Origin of the sequence: Candidatus Bodocaedibacter vickermanii, from assembly GCF_014896945.1 — a bacterium.
GTDB lineage: Bacteria > Pseudomonadota > Alphaproteobacteria > UBA6184 > UBA6184 > Bodonicaedibacter > Bodonicaedibacter vickermanii.
Window position 1 is genome coordinate 149159 of record NZ_CP054719.1, and the last position, 17927, is coordinate 167085.

A 17927-nucleotide genomic window follows, 5' to 3' on the forward strand; every position below is an offset into this window, starting at 1 on the left:
AATAATGTAGTGGTATGTCTAATATAAAGATTCAAAGCCGTCAAGATAAAGTGAAACGTAAAATACATCAAACGTCAAAAAAATGGCTTTTTGCTGAAAAAAATGGTATAGTAATTTAACCATTTATAAAGGAAAAGCTATGGCTGGAAGTATTAACAAAGTGACGTTGATAGGAAACTTAGGGGCAGATCCCGAAGTTCGTATGGGGCAAGATAGTTCTAAAATCGTTACGTTCTCAGTTGCGACCTCTGAATTTTGGAATGATAAGCAAAGCGGAGAACGCAAAGAAAAAACCGAATGGCATCGCGTTGTGATTTTCAACGATCGCATTGCCGAGGTTGCAGAAAAGTATTTGCGCAAAGGATCTAAAGTTTATTTAGAAGGTCAGCTTCAAACACGTCAATGGAAAGATAATACTGGCGTTGATCGTTACACCACAGAAGTTGTGATTTCTCGATTTAAGGGTGAGTTGGTTTTGATTGATAGCCGCAATGGATCATCAGGCGGCGGTGACTCTTTTGGAGCGGATAATGGATTTTCATCTGGGTCAAGTTCATCTGGATTCGGTGGTCAATCTATGCAACAAGCATCGAGGCCCTCAACGCAAGCACAGCCAAAAAATAGTTTTGGCATTGATGATGAAATTCCGTTCTAAACTTATTAATTAACACATTGGATGTATTGTGAGCGATAAAAAGAATTCGGTATTGGATACGGATATTCGTGCTGTATCTATTGAACATGAAATGAAAAGTTCCTATTTAGATTATGCCATGAGCGTAATCGTGGGACGTGCCTTACCTGACATACGTGACGGGCTGAAACCGGTTCATCGGCGTATTTTATTTTCGATGAAACAAGATGGGTATGATTATAACAAACCCTTTAAAAAGTCAGCCTATATCGTCGGAGGCGTGATGGCAAGGTTTCACCCGCATGGTGACTCTGCTATTTACCATTCGATGGTGCGTATGGCTCAGTCGTTCTCATTAAGAGTACCATTGATTCAGGGGCAAGGTAACTTTGGTTCGATGGATGGTGACCCACCTGCATCATTCCGTTATACGGAAGCTCGTATGTCTAAAGCAGCACATGCGATGACCGAGGATATTGATAAAGACACCGTCAATTTCCGTCCAAACTATGACGAAACATTATTAGAACCCTCTGTTTTGCCAGCGCGATTTCCCAACTTATTGGTGAATGGTGCTGAAGGTATTGCTGTGGGTATGGCGACCAGTGTTCCAACGCATAACTTAAGCGAAGTAATTGATGCATGCTGTGCGTTTGTGGATAACCGGGACATTACCATTGAAGAGTTAATGGAGTTTGTGAAGGGGCCTGATTTTCCAACAGGTGCGATTATTCTGGGACGATCCAATATTCTGCAGGCATACCGTACAGGTAGGGGCAGCATTATTGTTCGTGGGCGTACGGAGATTGAGGAAATTCGCAAAGGCCGTATGGCGATTATTATCAGCGAAATTCCGTATCAAGTGAACAAAGCAAAAATGGTCGAGCGTATTGCGGAAACTGTTAAACTAAAGATTATTGAAGGCATTTCTGAAATTCGTGACGAATCCAACCGTACTGGTGTGCGCGTTGTCGTTGAATTGAAAAAAGATGCATCACCTGATGTTGTGTTGAACCAGCTGTTTAAATTCACACCGTTGCAAACCAGCATTAGCTTTAACGTATTGGCGTTGTATAACAACCGACCAGAATTGTTAAACTTGCAACAGATTATTAAAGCCTTTGTGGAATTCCGTGAAGAAGTGATCACGCGTCGTTCTAGGTTCTTGCTGCGTAAGGCTCGTGAAAAGGCTAACTTATTAGTAGGTCTGGGTGTTGCCGTTGCAAACATCGACGAAGTTATCCGAATCATTCGTGCAGCGTCTGACCCCAAAACAGCGAAAGAAAACTTGCTGGCTCGTGAGTGGGATACAAAAGACATTGCACCGTTCATTCAATTAGTAACGGGCGAAGAGGTCTTGCTTAAGACGTATCAGATGTCTGAAGAACAAGCCAAGGCAATTTTAGATTTGCGTTTACACCGTTTAACAGGATTAGAACGCGAAAAAATATTAGACGATTTGAAAGAGGTTGTTGCTGAAATTGAACGCCTGTTAGACATTTTGTCGGATAAAGCTGTTTTATATGCGTTGCTAAAGCAGGAAATGATCGAAGTTAAAGATCAATTCGGAACTCCACGCAAGACTGAGATTCAAGAGGGCGAATTTGAACATGACATCGAAGACCTGATTGAACGCGAAGATATGGTTGTGACGGTTACGATGAGTGGATACATTCGTCGTTCATCATTGTTGTTATATCGTGCGCAACGTCGCGGTGGAAAAGGTCGATCTGGTATGGCGACCCGTGATGAAGATGCTGTACAAGATTTGTTTGTTGCAAATACGCATACACCATTGTTGTTCTTTACGACCCATGGTCAATGTTACAAATTAAAAGTGTACCGTTTGCCAGAAGGTACGTTGCAATCTCGGGGTAAAGCCTTAGTGAATTTGCTGCCATTGGAAGCAGGTGAGCGTATTGCGACCATTATGCCAATGCCAGAGGATGAAGCAGAATGGGCAAACATGTTCATTATGTTTGCGACAAACCGTGGTAATGTTCGACGCAACCGTTTGAGTGATTTTACTCAAATTAGATCATCGGGTAAAAAAGCGATTCGTTTAGATGAAGGTGAAAACTTAATTTCTGTTCAGCCCTGTTATGATACTCAAGATGTATTATTGGCATCGCGTGATGGTAAATCGATTCGATTCTCTGTTACCGACATTCGTGTATTTGCTGGACGTGATTCCAATGGTGTTAGAGCGATCCGCTTGGCAGGTGAAAATGAAGTTGTGTCAATGTCATTATTAAACAGCATTGATTTCACAATCGAAGAGCGCAATGCATATTTGAAGATGCGTCGTTTGGATGATGATTCCGTTGCTGAAGATGATGACGAATCAACAGCAGAAGTCACCCTGACCGAAGAGCGTTTTAAAGAACTGCAAGCCAAGGAAGAGTATATCTTAACCCTTACAGATAAAGGCTATGGTAAACGTACGTCGTCTTTTGAATATCGCGTAACGCACCGTGGCGGGCAGGGGCTTACAAACATTGGCTTGTCGGCTAAAAACGGTAAAGTGATTAGCTCATTCCCTGTAGGTCATGGAGATGATATCGTTTTGATGTCGGATGCAAGTACAACGATTCGTTGCCCTGTTGAAGGTGTTCGTATTTGTGGACGAACTTCCCAAGGTGTAATCGTAATTCGATTGGCTGAAAATGAAAAAGTCATATCAACAACGCGTTTGGACGAATCAAAAATTGTCCAAGATGACGCGATTGATATAGAAGTAGGTATTGAAGAGTAAAACTAGTCAGCTTATAAAAAGCCCCCAAACTTTGGGGGCTTTTTTATTGGATATTCATTTGCTGTTAGGCTGGCAACGTGCCGTTGTACCAGCGTGACGCTGGACCCAATAGACTTATGCGAATAAATTTCTAACTGTCGTGACGCTGCTTTGTGTAATCTGTGTTAAATCACATCGAATCTAACCTAACGGATGCAACGGCATGTTGCCGGCTCAAGGGCGCTTTACGCGCCAGAGCGGCGGGTTGCCGCTATCAAATCGCATTGCGATTTGCTTGAGCCGCATAAAGACAGAGGCGGGTATAAATGAGAGAGTTGATACAGCCGGGAGATATGCTGAGAGAGATCTCCAAGGAGCATTGGGTTGTTTTTGTAATCCGTGTTAACGCAGAGTGGGTCTAAGTGACGGGGCTGCACCCTATAAGTTAGACCCGATGTGCTCAAACACGGATTATAGGTGTTTAGCTATATTTATTAATGTTAACTCACCTTTTTGTGAGAAAATGACGTATTGCTTCGTCTGTTGTTTTTACGATTTAAGGGGTGTGTGACATGTTAATTATTAACCTTCATTAACACAGGATAACGAGTGAGTATTTTTTAACCATTCGTATCTGAATTAAACGAGCGTTACTATATTTCTGAAATCATGTTATTGGGTGCTGGTAATAAATAAAAACCCCTCACTCATATAGGGTTGAGCAGGGGGGGGGCTTATATAAGTATAGATTATTGTGTTAAGTAAGCATGGGCTGTTTGAAGGCCTTCAGCAACGGCTGCGGCTGCTGTATACATTAGTTTTCCACTAAACCAGAAGATTTTAGTTAACGACACACTTAAGGTTGCAACACTAATTGCGATATTCGCGATTGGCGCAACTAAACTAACTATGCCATTTAAAACCTCAGCAACAGCTAGAGTACTTTCTTTTAGAGCTTTTTCAATTTCAGATAAACTTGCCTTAAGCTCTTCTGTGTGACTGGAAAGTTTTACTTCTTCTATTATTACCGCAGTAGTTTCAGTAGTTGTTGTGTCTGCTGAAGCAGCAGAAACTGTAGCATCATTTTCCGTCGGTTTAGCAACGGTTTCAGTGTCTCTTTTTATATCTGTTAGGGTTACTGCTTCGGTTGTTTCTGTAGAAGCGCGTACATAATCCTGTTGGCTGACAGGATCTAAGTATGCATCAATGTGTGCGCCGAATAATAAAGCAGCTGTTAACCCAATAACGTGTAGTGATAATCTCATAATTTTCATCGTTCCATTAATCCTTAAGGGGTTTATAGGGGTAGATAGAAATAAAGTCAAGTAAATTTACACAAAATTAAGAATTATATTTATTAGTTCATTGAACGGACGTTATTAAGCCTTCTGAAGAGGGATGATCCCTGGACTCCATAGGGCAACGTGCCGTTGCATCCACCAGCGTGACGCTGGACTCAATAGAATTATACGAATAAATTTCTAAGTGTCGTAATGTTGTTTTCTAATAATCCGTGTCAGATCACATCGGATTTCATCTAATGGATGCAACGGCACGTTGCCAACCGCCTTGAACTTGTTCTTCCCAAACGGTGAGATCTCCGATGGATTGAGCCCATTGAGTGGATTCATTTGACCATGCTGAATCCAAGATTAATACTTTCTCAAATTGGCTTAGGTTAGTTGGGCGGACGGCATCGATTAAGACGAGCACTTGCGCGCCATTTGGATTTTCATCGGTACATGTTAGCCAGATAGGTTGGTAGGATGGATTGCCATCGTCAGCGGTTCCGTGGGGAAGTAGCTCTGATTTAGAGTATGTCCATAGGAAAGTATCAATGATTTTTAATTGATCTTCCGAAGGTGCCATCACCACGGCACGTTGTCCTGCGGCTAAGACTTTTTCTAAAAGCTTAGGGAGTACTTTTTCTAAAGGACTAATACTGTGGTGATAGCCAACAATCTGCATGGGGTTATTTGCCTTCGTAATAAGTTGAAACCAGTTGATCTAATAAGCGAACACCAAACCCAGAGGCTCCTGCAGCGCAGAGGTCACGAGCTTTATTAGCCCAAGCCATACCTGCGATATCTAAGTGAGCCCATGGATGATCGTTCACAAATCGTTGTAAGAATTGAGCCGCGGTGATGCTGCCACCCGTTCCAGAATCCCCTACGTTTTTCATATCGGCCACGGTTGAATTGATGGCTTTATCGTAGGCCTCACCCAAGGGCATGCGCCATACTTTTTCACCACTTGTTTGTCCGATTTTAAACAGACGATCTGCAAGTTCATCATTGTTTGAGAATAATCCTGCGTGTTCTTGACCAAGCGCCACAACAATCGCACCGGTTAAGGTGGCTAGATCGATCATAAACTGAGGTTTGAAGCGGTCTTGTGTGTACCACAATGCATCTGCCAATACCATGCGACCTTCGGCATCTGTGTTTTGACATTCGATCGTTTGTCCCGACATGCTGACCCATACGTCGCCTGGACGTTGAGCATTTCCTGAAGGCATGTTTTCCGCAAGCCCTGCAACACCAACCACATTGACGTTTGCTTTACGGCTTGCTAAGGCTTTCATAAGTCCAAGAACAACACCAGCACCCGCCATATCATATTTCATATCATGCATGCGGTCTGCAGGTTTTATGCTGATTCCGCCGGTATCAAAGGTGACGCCTTTACCCACAAAAGCAAGTGGAGCATCGCCTGATTTTCCACCGTTCCAGCGCATGATGCACAACTTTGATTCGCGGACGCTTCCTTGACCCACGGCCAATAGTGAGTTCATACCTAGTTCTTGCATTTCATCTTCGCCAAGGATCTCAACTTCAACACCCAGTTGGCGCAGTTCTTTTGCGCGGTCACAAAATGTTTCAGGATACAAAATATTTGGAAGTTCGGATACGACGTCACGGGTTAAAAAGACGCCGTCAGTTATACTAGCAAAATCGGCATACGTTGTTTCAAGCTCAGCAACGTTGTCATAAGCGATGATAAGGGTTTTGAAAACGCGTTTGGGTTTTGTTTTTTCAGTTGTGAAATATTTATCAAAACTCCAACTGCGAAGACGAACCCCTGTTGCAATTAACGCAACGTGACGAGAGTTAAGACCTGAAAATAATGCAAAACCATTTGTTTCTTTACCACTTAATAAGGCTGATGCTAAAGCTCCACCAATGGTTTGAAGTTCGTAATCAGTGAGCTTTTCTTTTTCACCCAAACCAATAACGATAATACGATTATATGCGATATCAACGGGTGCAATCATATCCATTACGTCTTTTGGTTTTGCTTTAAAGTCTTTTGCTTTAGCCGCTTTTGCGATTAGAATAATGACTTCTTGGCTAAGGTCATTGCCATGCGTGTGTACAGTTCCATCGGCAAACATGCCAACGACAATTACTGAGTTTTCGGTAGGTTTAAACTCTGGTTGAAACCGCAATTCCATATTATCTATCCTTATATTTGTGATTGTTTAATACCATGGCTTGATTATTTCTTTTTAAGGGTAATAAATCAAGTCTTATCAGCGAATTTAACGAATGTTAATGACTAATCCATCGTAAGCAGGACGAATGTGATCGGGCAGTTGCTTGCATAAGGTGTCATAGTCTAAGTCTTTACTCATCTGCGTGAAGTAGGCGTGTTTGGGTTTAACGCGATCAATCCACTCTAACGTTTTATCCAGATGTGCATGAACGTTTGAGGGTGTCAACCGCAGGCAATCGACGACCCATATATCAATACCTTCTAAGGCTTTAAACGCTGCATCATCCAGATGAACAGCATCTGTTGAATAGGCAAAGTTATCAATCCTAAACCCAAGGGTTGTAATGGTTCCATGATCTTGCAAAAACGGTTTTAGTTCGATATCCCCAATTGTGAGTGGAGATAGGTCGATGAGGTGCGGTTCAAGAAACGCATTGAAATCTTTGGGAGTTGCTGCGTTTTGTCCAATCCCAAAGAGATAGGGAAAGCGCAATTGCAATTCGTTCATGCACCGTTCATCCGTATATACCGGGATTGATTTCTGATCGTTAAGATAATAAATAAGCCTTAAATCATCAATGCCGTGGGTATGATCCGCATGTTCATGGGTGTAAAATATGGCATCAAAATTTGAAATATTATTGTCGAGGAGTTGTTGCCGCATATCTGGACTGGTATCCACCAACAGTTTTGTTTCATCATATTCAATAAAAACAGACGATCGTGTGCGACGATTTTTAGGATTATTCGGATCGCAGTTGCCCCAGTTGTTTCCAATGACAGGAACACCAGCAGAAGCACCGCATCCTAAAATTGTAACTTTAAAGCTCATACCGTTCCTTTGACAATCGAATCAAGCTTAACTTACACTATTTTCAAAAGAATTGGGTAGGACATTTTTGGCAACGTGCCGTTGCATCCGTTAGGATAGATTGGGTGTGGTTGTGACATGGGTTTCAAATAACGAAAACCGTGAGTGAGATATGAGAGAATGGGGAGGATTTGATTCTTTGAGTTGGATTGATGTGGTTGGGCACGGATTTAATTTTTCCAAACCGTATTACCTAATGAGTCCAGCGTCACGCTGGCGGCTTAAGGGTGCTTTGCGCACCAACGCGGCATAAAGACAGAGGCGGGTATAAAAGAGAGCTGATACATCTAGTGGATGTGCTGTGTGAGAGCTTCGAGGTAATGTGTTGGTTGCGTATAATCCGTGTCAGGTCACATCGGATAAATCTATTGGGTCCAGGGATCATCCTTGGTGCAATCTAGCAGGTTGCCAGTGTCACGCTGCCTTGACAAAATGTATTACGTGTGATAGTATACCTTATCAAAACAAAAATGAGGTCTATCATGCAAAATCTAGAATCGTACACACCAGGATATGTGGGATTATAATTTTTTGTTGATGACTCGTTAACTTTTTTACTCTATTTAATCGTCTAAAAATTCAATCCTGCAGATTCCTTAAATCACATGGCTAATTTATATAGCTTATTTTAATTATTCGCACGCGTTGTGCGGTATAGCTAGATTAATTTATTTGGGTATGAGGGGCGAAGCGAGACATGTACTACAACGTGACGCTGCACCCTATAAGTTAGATCCGACATGTTCAGACACGGATTATAAGAAGTCAGCTATATATAACGTATAGAGAAAATTATGTGCACTTATACACAAACGTCAGGGGCAACTGTTACAGTAATTGCGTCTGAAAAAACGTGGATTGAAGACGAAGCGATTCAACAACTTAAGACAACTGCTGAATTAAACGGAATGAAAAGAGTCGTGGGCTTACCTGATTTGCATCCCGGTAGAGGGACGCCGATTGGGGCAGCTTTTATGTCTGAATCGTGGATTTATCCTCACTTAGTTGGGAATGATATTGGTTGCGGAATGGGTCTGTGGAAAACAGATTTATCCGTTCATAAACTAAAACTGGATACGTGGGTGTCTAAACTGGATAATCTGGATGAACCATGGGATGGGGATACATCTGAATGGTTGTCAGACTATCAATTGGGTTCAACTCCCTTTGATCATTCACTTGGAACGATTGGGGGTGGGAATCATTTTGCAGAGTTGCAAAAAATTGAATCGGTGCTGGATAAGGAACTATTTGAAACATTAGGGTTATCAACAAAGCACTTTTATCTGCTGGTGCATTCTGGATCCAGAGGATTAGGTGAATTCATTTTACGAAAACACACGGATGGATCAATAGGATTATTGGAAAATTCACCAGAAGCTATTGATTATTTGACTCAACATGATATGGCGGTAAGATGGGCGGGTGCTAATCGATCCCTGATTGCGCATCGATTTCTGAGCTGCTTAAAAGGCACTGGATCCAAGGTCTTGGATGTCTTTCACAATACTGTTGAACCGTATAATGAAGACAATCAATCCTATTGGCTGCATCGCAAAGGGGCAACGCCTTCTGATCAAGGGGGTGTCGTGATTCCTGGATCTAGGGGGAGCTTTAGTTATCTAGTAATGCCCACGGGATCTCAAGTTTCAAACGCATATTCATTGGCGCATGGAGCAGGGCGCAAGTGGAAACGCACGGATGCAAAGTCTAAATTGTCGAAATTTCGAATGGACGATTTAACCCATACGGATCTTGGAAGTCGAGTCATATGTGAAGATAAAGACTTGATTTTTGAAGAGGCTCCGCAAGCTTACAAAAAAATTGATACCGTGGTGAATGATCTTGTAAATGAAGGGTTAATCAAGGTGGTTGCGATTCTAAGGCCTGTCATTACCTATAAAACGAGGAGGGGTAAATGAGTCAAGACACTATTCTGAGATGGGTTCAAATCACATCGGGACAGGGGCCTGCTGAGTGCGAATTGGCAGTACAACACGTTTTAGATCGTTTTCTGAAAGAGGCTTTGCAACAGCATCTTAAAGTGGATGTTTTAGAAAAAATACCCGGAGAGAAAGGCAACATCTATCAATCCGTACTGTTGAGTGTCAGTGGTGATAGCCTGATTCCGTTTCTGAAACGATGGCAGGGAACGATCCAATGGATTTGTGAAAGTCCGTATCGTCCAACCCACAAGCGTAAAAATTGGTTTATCGGCGTTAACATATTGAATGCGTTAGATTCTCACAAAGATATTAACGTTGCCGATTTGAGGTTTGAAACAATGCGAGCATCTGGAGCCGGTGGCCAGCATGTGAATACAACGGACAGTGCCGTTCGTGTGATTCATATTCCAACGGGGCTTACGGCATTTGCTCAAGAAGAGCGTTCTCAACATATGAATAAAAAACTTGCGCTTGCTAGATTGTCCGCTGCGTTTGATGAGCGATCTATGGCTGCACGATTTGAGAAAAATCACGAGAAACATAGCAAACATTATGAGTTAGAGCGTGGCAATCCAACACGTGTGTTTGTCGGTCAAGACTTTAAGGAGAAAGTTAGATAACTTAAGGGTGGGAAATCGAGGGGAAGCCTCTTTGCTTCATCCTCGATTGGGTGGGCAATGAAACGTCTCCTGAGCTTACTTAGCGAGGGAGCCTATTTTTCTGCACCTTTGGACACACATTCATAAAGTTTTGCGTTGTTTGATCAATCACGTCTTTTAATGGCAGGCCTTTGAGTTCTGCGACTTTTTCTGCGACATGAACAACGTACGCAGGTTGGTTGGGTTTGCCTCGATACGGCATTGGGGCAAGATAAGGCGAATCGGTTTCAATCAAGATGCGATCCAGCGGTAACCACCTGACGATATCTTGCAGTTGAGTTGCCGTTTTAAACGTCGCAATTCCTGAAATAGAAATATAGTATCCTAAATCTAAACACGCTTTTGCCATTTCGGGACTGCCCGTAAAGCAATGGATGATTCCAGTTACGCCTTGCGCTGAGTCTGATTGTAAGTATTTTACCGTATCAGTATCAGCATCACGGGAATGAATAACCAAAGGTAAGTTTTCGTGTTTTGCTGCATCGATATGTGCTAAAAAGCTTTTGTGTTGGGTTGCTCTGTCGCTGTGTTCGTAATAATAATCCAAGCCTGTTTCGCCAAAGCTAATCACTTTATCGGTGACTTCGGCCAGCAATGCATCAGTAATTTGGGTTTGTGATAGGTGTGTGACTTCCGATGATTCGTTGGGGTGAACGCCGATAGAGCAGAACACATTATCGAATTGATCTGCTATCCCCTTGATCATCGCACTTTCATCTAATCGCGTTGAAATCGTATGCAACAAGCGAACATTGGCATCCCAAGCAGATTGGACGATGTCTTTTAAATCATTGTCTTTTTGCAAATAATCAAGATGGCAATGGGTATCAATGTACATGGGTTAGCTTTCTTCTGTTTCTAAGGTTCTGCGCGCTGCCAGTGCTGTAATAAGGGTGCCGGAATCTAAATAATCTAATTCTCCACCCAATGGGACACCATGGGCAATCGACGTTATTTTAAGCCCCGGGCTTGCAAGCTCTGCCGCCAGATAATGGTTCGTTGTTTGACCTTCTAACGTTACATTCAACGCTAAGGTCAGTTCTGTCGTTTGATTCGATTGAATGCGCTGTTTTAGGTAAGGAATGCGCAGTTCATCAGGACCAATACCGTCTAAGGCAGATAAGGTTCCGCCCAAGACATGGTAAATTCCTTGGAAGGCGCCAGAACGTTCAAGCGCCCACAAATCAGCAACGTGTTCAACAACGCAAAGGTGAGCTTTGTTGCGACGCTGGTTGCTGCAAATTGTACAGGGATTTTCAGTGTCCAAGTTGCCACATTCAGTGCATTCAGATACATGTTCTGCTGTATGTGCAAGCAAATCGATTAAAGGCAATAGTTTTTGTTGTTTGTGTTTTAAAAGGTATAGCACAAACCGCCGGGCAGAACGTGGTCCAAGCCCCGGCATTTTAGAAAAAAATTTAATTAACCCTTCGATATCTGCGCCAACCATGATGTGTCCTTAATTTAGAACGGTAATTTCATGCCGCCAGGTAATCCAAGACCTCCGGTTACTTTTTCCATTTCAGAGCCTGCCCGCGCATCTATTTTACGCTTTGCATCGCTGAGTGCAGCCACCAAAAGATCTTCTAACATTTCTTTGTCGTTAGGATTTAATAACTCTTCAGACACCGTTATTTTTTTAACGTCTGTTTTGCCATTCATGGTGACTGTCACCATGCCTGCCCCTGCAGAGCCTTCCTCAATAATATTGACAAGATTGTCTTGCATTTCCTGCATTTTCTTTTGCATTTCTTGAGCTTTTTTCATCATTCCAGCAATATTCATGAACTGTCCTTAATTGAGTGTTGAATGACAATAAATTATCTGAATATGAAACACATCGCAAGCAAAACGTTTTCTTTTTCAAGTTAAGTATAGTTGATTCATTACGTTAGAGAGGATAATGGCGTTCGCAACCAGTATCAACGCAACGTGCCGCCAGGGATGATTTCTGGATCCAATAAATTAGATCCAATGTGATTTGACACGGATTATCTGCAGTAAATACAGGTTCATTTTATCTGTGATTTGCTATATTAAGAGAATCGCATCATGTTTCTTGACTTTTGAAAAAATATTCCCATATACCTTATATAAGATGGAGATTGAAATGAAACCTTTATTTGCGTGTATCGTCGGTATGATGATCGGGAGTATCGTCCTGTTAAGTTCTGCATTTTACAAGCCCCACGATTTAAGCCTTTTTCAATTACAGCGTGCCTCCAGCGTGACGCTGGATCCAATAAATTAGATCCGATGTGATTTGACAGGGATTATATGGAGCAATCGCAGGTTCATTTTATCCGTGATTGCCTATAGATTATAAAAAAATCAATATTATTTAAAAAAAATAGATTGACTTATCAAAATGAATATGTATAATTTAACTATAATATGCATATTAGTGTATTCTTACAGCTCTCAAATGGGGGCTTTTTTTTATGCGTCGATCATTCTGACGCCATTTAGAAAGGACTTCATTAAATTACAAGGAGAGTGTGAGAAGATAGTTTTACCGATCTGTGCGTTAGGTAATGACGCCTAAAAAATTCAATAGTGATCAATCTGTTGAGATTAATAATTAATCTAAGCCTCCTAATCGGGAGGCTTTTTTATTTTAAGGAGAAAACCATGTGGAATTGGATAACAGGACGAAAAACAGCGCCGCGCCCTCAAATGGCGATGCCCAGTCAATTAAAGGCGCAATGGACATCGCGACATTATGCTCCATTGGTAAAAGAAGGCTATGAAAAGAATGTAATAGTTTACCGATGCGTAGCGATGATTGCACGGGGGATCGCGACTGTACCTTGGTTGCTGTATGACGGGGATACAGAGCTAATGTCTCACCCTTTATTAGATTTATTGCGACGACCAAGCCCTGGAGAATCTGGGGCTTCTTTTTTAGAGAATCTTGCAACTTCATTTTTATTATCGGGCAATGCCTTTGTGCATGTTGATATTGATCAACACGGAATTCCTATACAGTTAAAGGTTTTAAGACCAGATCGCGTGCGGGTAATTACGGAAAATGGACAGCTTGCTGCATATGATTATACTGTGGACGGAGCGACGCGTCGCTTATCTGCGGAAGCTGTATTGCATTTAAAATCCATTCATCCGTTGAATGATTGGTATGGGTTAAGCCCCATTGAAGTGGCAGCGATGGCTATTGACCAACACAATGCTGTCAGTACCCATAATTTGGCGTTATTGCAAAACGGTGGACGTCCATCGGGCGTGTTCATATGGAAAGGCACTGATGATGGGTGGGGGTTAACAGATGAACAAAAGCATTCCATCCGGGATAGTATTACTCAGGTGTATTCTGGGCAAGGAAATGCCGGACGCATTATGGTGTTGGAAGGTGACGTGGAGTGGAAAGAACTGGGATTAAGTCCCAAGGATCTTGATTTTTCCGAGGGGAAACATATTGCTGCACGAGAGATATCCCAAGCATTTGGGGTGCCGCCAATGTTAGTGGGCGTACCAGGAGATGCAACATATACCAATTACAAGGAAGCCAGGTTTCATTTGTGGGAGGATACAACACTGCCCTTGTTAGAACGGTTTCAGCATGCGTTTACACAGTTTGTAGCAAAAAAATATGATGAAAATCTGAAGTTTTCTTATGATGTGGATGCCATTGCAGCATTGGCTCCCCGACGTGAAGCGACGTGGCGAAAGTTATCTGATGCGTCGTTCTTAAGTGAAAATGAAAAACGTCAAGCCCTTGGCTACAGCCCTGCCAGCGTGACGCTGGACCCATTAGGTTAGATCCGATTGGTAGAGATGATTTCTGTTAACTAAGAGCTGTGACTATGTCGTTTTTATGAAATATGTGTCGGAACAAATCGGATGTAATCTAACGAATGCAACCGCAGGTTGCCAAGGAGAATTTAATGCAAAACGAAGTGCGTACAATAAAGATAGAAGGATACGCGAGTATCTTTCACGAACCAGATCAATTAAAAGATGTGTTATTGCCGGGTGCGTTTTCAATCGATAAGAGTGTGGGTGTTCCAGTGTTATGGCAGCATTATCCCGGCACACCCGTTGGTAGGGTGGTATCTGCAATAGAAGATAAGCTTGGACTGTGGGTGACCTTGGAATTATGTTTGGAAACCCAAGTTGGAAAAGAGGCGGCTAAATTGATTCAAAGCCGCATATTAAGTGGATTATCTATTGGATATACAGTGATAAAATCTGCACGGGGGAGCGGCGATGTTCGCCGTGTTTTACACAAGGTTGCGTTAAAGGAAATATCCTTAGTGACGTTTCCAGCACACGTAAAAGCACGCATAAAGTTTGATTAGAAAAACAGTGCACGTTCATTTTATCCGTGATTTGCTATAACTGTTATATATAAGCTAAAGATGTGTGTACGAAATAATAATAAAAACAATAGATGATGGATATGCCCTTATTCCAGATTCTCAGGTGTTTAAAGGAAAAATTTCTGTGAGGCTAAGTGTAACATTAATAAAAATAGCAAAGGCTTCCGAAGAGGGATCGCCAAGATCACCATCATCACCTGGAGAAAGAAGAAAATAAGGAAGCATTATTTAATTTTGTCTGATTGTTAAGAGAGCAATTCTAACTATTGTAATATTTTTTCTAGATAAACGGAGTAGATTCTATTATAGATAGGATTCTAAAAATAAGTTAATACGGAGAAGAATAATGAATAAATTTTTATATGCTATGTGTCTGCTTGGAACAATGTCTCACGCGGCTGAGGCGGCTGCTCATGAGGGGGCGCTTTCACCTCAAGGGCATCATGGTGGGAAAAATGGTGGGATGTGTGGCACAGCTTTCAGACATTGCGACGAGGCTGCTACGCTAATAATCACAGTTAGACAGCTAGACGAAACAAGGGGAGTAATTGGTAAACCACGGGATTTTCCAATTTCTAGCAATATGACGGTCCCTGATTTCAAAGCTATTTTAATGGAGGCTTTAAGAATTCCTGCTGCCCACCGTATAATGTGGAATGGTGTTGAAGTTATGAGAGAAAATGTTGATGCAGAGCGCGCATTAATTACTTTAGCCTCTATATTTAATGGGGTATCTGGAATACTTACTATTGATGTAATAGTGGATCATGGTCGATCACCTATGCTGACACCAGTTCCGGGATTGAGTGGCGATGTGTCTCCATTGAAGGTTGATGAATCCGACTAATTGCGTTGTGTAGATAGCGTACCAAAGGGAAGAGAAATCTTCCCTTTTTTTGTAGTGTTTCAATATCTGAGGCTAACAATAAGTCAGAATTAGTATAGCACTTTAATAAAAAAGCCGCCTTTGGGCGATTTTTTCTTTATACTAATAAATGCATAATAAATATAAGGTGATAAAATGCGGTTTCTTATAACACTATGGCTGTTTATATTCGTTAGTTTTAGTGCATTTAATAATGTTCACGCATCACAAGCCATCGATCTTTCGTTTAGTGTGTATTTAGAAATTAATGGTCGATTTATCTATCCAGCAGGTCAGATCGCAGAAGATATCAATAGTAAACCATTTGAAATGATAGTGAGTGTTAGAGGGTTAACAAATCAGACTCTACAGAGAATATTATTAGATTTTTGCTTGGGTAACCTAGAAATAGGTTCAGTTAGTACTATTCAAGTGAATATAGATCCGCTTTTAAAGAGTGGTATAGTCATGACACGTGTTGAAAGCTACATGACATCAAGTATGGCGAGCCCTACAGCTTCTGAAAGTATTCATTCGCTTTCAAAAGAATTAGATCTATTAGTCTTAAGTAAGTGCGAATTAATCGAACACATTTATGAAAATTCATTACGTGTGAGCATTCAGTCGTCAACGGATTCTATTCATACGGTTGGCTATAGGTTGAGACAGAAAGAATTAAGTCTTTTATAATATAAAAGTACCCCCTTACTAAGTTTGTTTTTAAGTCATAAAGAAATTTGACTTCTTTGTTAAATATATATAAAAATCAAGCAATTTACAGTTAAGAAAGGATAAATAAATGAGAATAATTTTAAATCTAAGTGCCTTTGCCTTTATGTGGTTAAGTTTGGTAAGTGGATCAGCTTGGGATCTAGGACACGATCAAGATACGTTTAACATTGATATTGACGTAAAACTTGTCTGGGATGGCGAGCCTGTTAACTGTGTTTGCAATCATGGGTCTGCATCTTGTGAGAGTCCATATTTTAACATTGGTTTAAAGCGTTTATACTCACAGCACGGGGATAAATCTTTTGAATCAGTAGTGGCAGCAGCTATGGGGTCCATTATTCAACAATTTCAAAGTGCGGGTATATTACCCGGACGCAATTTTACATACACTTCGATGCAATTAATCAGAAAAGATTTAGAGCCTGATTTAGAGCCTGATTCCGATGATGAGTGTGCGGTGTTATGGCAGGCACCTATGTCTGAAATAGTTGATCAAATAGATGTCCTCAAACCATTGGCTTTAGAAAATAGATTAGCTCAAACAAACCTTGACGAGCGTTCTGGATTATGAAATACGCACTTATATTAAGCCTTATATTCACCATACGATGTGTTGTTGGATCTGAGGCTTCTATAACTATGAATGCAGAAACCACTGACCAACCTCAAACAAAAAAGGGCTTTATGTTTAAGCTAAAAATTAATGAGAACGCGGTCTTGTCGAACAATAACTGTCCTGCAATATTTCAAATTGAGTGTGCAGCATCTGTAAGCAACGTTGAAATACCTACATTAGTACAACAAGCATTAATATCAATGTTTGGATTAAATATAGATAATATTGAAACGATGACTTTTGTTCTTTTTAACAGACAGCTTCATCTTCTTAATAACAAGTTACACGAGCCCTTTAAAATGATGTCTATAGCATGTATTCCAACGTGTGAACTATTAACTAAAGATTATCCTAAAAAGGGAGTTGAGAGAGACAAGTATATAAATTTTGCTCCATTTTTTATACAGCAGTATGTGGATGGACAATACACATTGCATCACAGGCAATGAATAACCCATGATCAACTTACTAAAGGCAGTGCTGTTTGTTTGTCTGCAAGGAACTATGATTTCCGCAAGCACAGAGATGACTATTATGGATAATGAATCTTATATTCAATTAAGATGTATTCATATGCCGTCGGTTCATGTTGCAAAAGAGAATATAATTACCCTTAATGTTCCTAGGCTTGCGACCAATCAAACACTAGCTCAGTTTATTTTGGGAGCGTTGTTGGCGCAGGGAAGGGTTTCATCTACAGCAGCGCGAGTTCATATGTCCTTATACACGCGAGACTTAAATAATACCATCCGTGCGTTGACGATGCATGAAAAAAACGTGTTTTGGTTGCGCGTGGCTGACCGGGATAAAAAGATGGGGCAGGTAAAGGAGTTAAGCCAGTTACCTTTATCATTTGTAGATATGTTGAGATCCTACTTTTTAATCTTGCACGTGGACGAAACCTTTAGCAAATTGTGAAACGTGGCTTTACATAACATATCTAAACACAGCACCCTTCGGGGTGCTTTTTTTATATCAAAATTCTACCTTTCGGCGGGCTGAAAGCTCGCCGTTAGTGGGAAGGCAGACAGAGGCGCG

Annotated in this window: 20 protein-coding genes; 13 read left to right on the plus strand and 7 right to left on the minus strand. The window is 41.3% G+C overall.

Annotated elements, in window-relative coordinates; translation table 11 throughout:
* Positions 1–139: 139 nt before the first annotated feature.
* Together ssb and gyrA are read left to right on the plus strand one after the other, a co-directional pair.
* Positions 140–655: a single-stranded DNA-binding protein gene (ssb, locus tag CPBP_RS00710; protein ID WP_350332144.1), complete on the plus strand. Its 516-nt coding sequence runs from the start codon at positions 140–142 to the stop codon at positions 653–655.
* Positions 656–683: 28 nt separating this feature from the next.
* A complete protein-coding gene (gyrA, locus tag CPBP_RS00715) occupies positions 684–3389 on the plus strand; it encodes a DNA gyrase subunit A (protein ID WP_350332145.1) in 2706 nt (901 codons plus the stop codon).
* A 728-nt stretch (positions 3390–4117) separates the two neighbouring features.
* On the opposite strand, the gene CPBP_RS00720 is transcribed toward gyrA, so the two are convergent.
* From CPBP_RS00720 to CPBP_RS00735, 4 genes are all read right to left on the minus strand, one after another.
* A complete protein-coding gene (locus CPBP_RS00720) occupies positions 4118–4633 on the minus strand; it encodes a hypothetical protein (RefSeq protein ID WP_350332146.1) in 516 nt (171 codons plus the stop codon).
* Positions 4634–4901: 268 nt separating this feature from the next.
* Positions 4902–5336, minus strand: coding sequence for a DNA polymerase III subunit chi (locus CPBP_RS00725; protein WP_350332147.1), 435 nt, complete (start codon positions 5334–5336; stop codon positions 4902–4904).
* Between the two features lie 4 nt (positions 5337–5340).
* Positions 5341–6822: a leucyl aminopeptidase gene (locus tag CPBP_RS00730; RefSeq protein WP_350332148.1), complete on the minus strand. Its 1482-nt coding sequence runs from the start codon at positions 6820–6822 to the stop codon at positions 5341–5343.
* Positions 6823–6909: 87 nt separating this feature from the next.
* The gene (locus tag CPBP_RS00735; RefSeq protein WP_350332149.1) at positions 6910–7695 is read right to left on the minus strand and encodes an MBL fold metallo-hydrolase; all 786 of its coding nucleotides are present in this window, start codon (positions 7693–7695) and stop codon (positions 6910–6912) included.
* Positions 7696–8528: 833 nt separating this feature from the next.
* On the opposite strand from CPBP_RS00735, the gene CPBP_RS00740 reads away from it, so the two are divergent.
* On the plus strand, positions 8529–9656 hold the full coding sequence (locus tag CPBP_RS00740; protein ID WP_350332150.1) for an RNA ligase RtcB family protein: 1128 nt from the start codon (positions 8529–8531) through the stop codon (positions 9654–9656).
* The gene (gene prfH, locus CPBP_RS00745; RefSeq protein ID WP_350332151.1) at positions 9653–10300 is read left to right on the plus strand and encodes a peptide chain release factor H; all 648 of its coding nucleotides are present in this window, start codon (positions 9653–9655) and stop codon (positions 10298–10300) included. Before CPBP_RS00740 ends, prfH begins: the two co-directional genes overlap by 4 nt.
* Positions 10301–10379: 79 nt before the next feature.
* Here prfH and CPBP_RS00750 read toward each other — a convergent pair whose 3' ends face one another.
* The 3 genes from CPBP_RS00750 to CPBP_RS00760 are packed head-to-tail and all read right to left on the minus strand — an operon-like array spanning position 10380 to position 12124.
* Positions 10380–11177, minus strand: coding sequence for a TatD family hydrolase (locus tag CPBP_RS00750; RefSeq protein ID WP_350332152.1), 798 nt, complete (start codon positions 11175–11177; stop codon positions 10380–10382).
* A 3-nt stretch (positions 11178–11180) separates the two neighbouring features.
* A complete protein-coding gene (gene recR / locus CPBP_RS00755; RefSeq protein ID WP_350332153.1) occupies positions 11181–11789 on the minus strand; it encodes a recombination mediator RecR in 609 nt (202 codons plus the stop codon).
* Positions 11790–11803: 14 nt separating this feature from the next.
* Complete coding sequence (locus CPBP_RS00760) at positions 11804–12124, minus strand: YbaB/EbfC family nucleoid-associated protein (protein WP_350332154.1); 321 nt, start codon at positions 12122–12124, stop codon at positions 11804–11806.
* A 325-nt stretch (positions 12125–12449) separates the two neighbouring features.
* Here CPBP_RS00760 and CPBP_RS00765 point away from each other — a divergent pair, with 325 nt between their 5' ends.
* The 9 genes from CPBP_RS00765 (at position 12450) to CPBP_RS00805 (ending at position 17807) form a co-directional block, all read left to right on the plus strand.
* Entirely contained in the window at positions 12450–12590 is a 141-nt protein-coding gene (locus CPBP_RS00765) for a hypothetical protein (protein ID WP_350332155.1), read from the plus strand.
* A gap of 380 nt (positions 12591–12970) precedes the next feature.
* On the plus strand, positions 12971–14116 hold the full coding sequence (locus CPBP_RS00770; protein ID WP_350332156.1) for a phage portal protein: 1146 nt from the start codon (positions 12971–12973) through the stop codon (positions 14114–14116).
* Between the two features lie 125 nt (positions 14117–14241).
* Positions 14242–14655 carry an HK97 family phage prohead protease gene (locus CPBP_RS00775; protein ID WP_350332157.1) on the plus strand — a complete coding sequence of 138 codons (414 nt, stop codon included), beginning with the start codon at positions 14242–14244 and terminating at the stop codon, positions 14653–14655.
* A gap of 64 nt (positions 14656–14719) precedes the next feature.
* Positions 14720–14893, plus strand: coding sequence for a hypothetical protein (locus CPBP_RS00780; RefSeq protein ID WP_350332158.1), 174 nt, complete (start codon positions 14720–14722; stop codon positions 14891–14893).
* A gap of 129 nt (positions 14894–15022) precedes the next feature.
* Positions 15023–15523: a ubiquitin family protein gene (locus tag CPBP_RS00785; protein WP_350332159.1), complete on the plus strand. Its 501-nt coding sequence runs from the start codon at positions 15023–15025 to the stop codon at positions 15521–15523.
* A 174-nt stretch (positions 15524–15697) separates the two neighbouring features.
* A complete protein-coding gene (locus CPBP_RS00790) occupies positions 15698–16231 on the plus strand; it encodes a hypothetical protein (RefSeq protein ID WP_350332160.1) in 534 nt (177 codons plus the stop codon).
* A gap of 109 nt (positions 16232–16340) precedes the next feature.
* Entirely contained in the window at positions 16341–16844 is a 504-nt protein-coding gene (locus CPBP_RS00795) for a hypothetical protein (protein ID WP_350332161.1), read from the plus strand.
* Entirely contained in the window at positions 16841–17338 is a 498-nt protein-coding gene (locus CPBP_RS00800; RefSeq protein WP_350332162.1) for a hypothetical protein, read from the plus strand. The genes CPBP_RS00795 and CPBP_RS00800 overlap by 4 nt, the downstream gene beginning before the upstream one ends.
* Before the next feature lie 7 nt (positions 17339–17345).
* Complete coding sequence (locus CPBP_RS00805; RefSeq protein WP_350332163.1) at positions 17346–17807, plus strand: hypothetical protein; 462 nt, start codon at positions 17346–17348, stop codon at positions 17805–17807.
* Positions 17808–17927 lie beyond the last annotated feature (120 nt).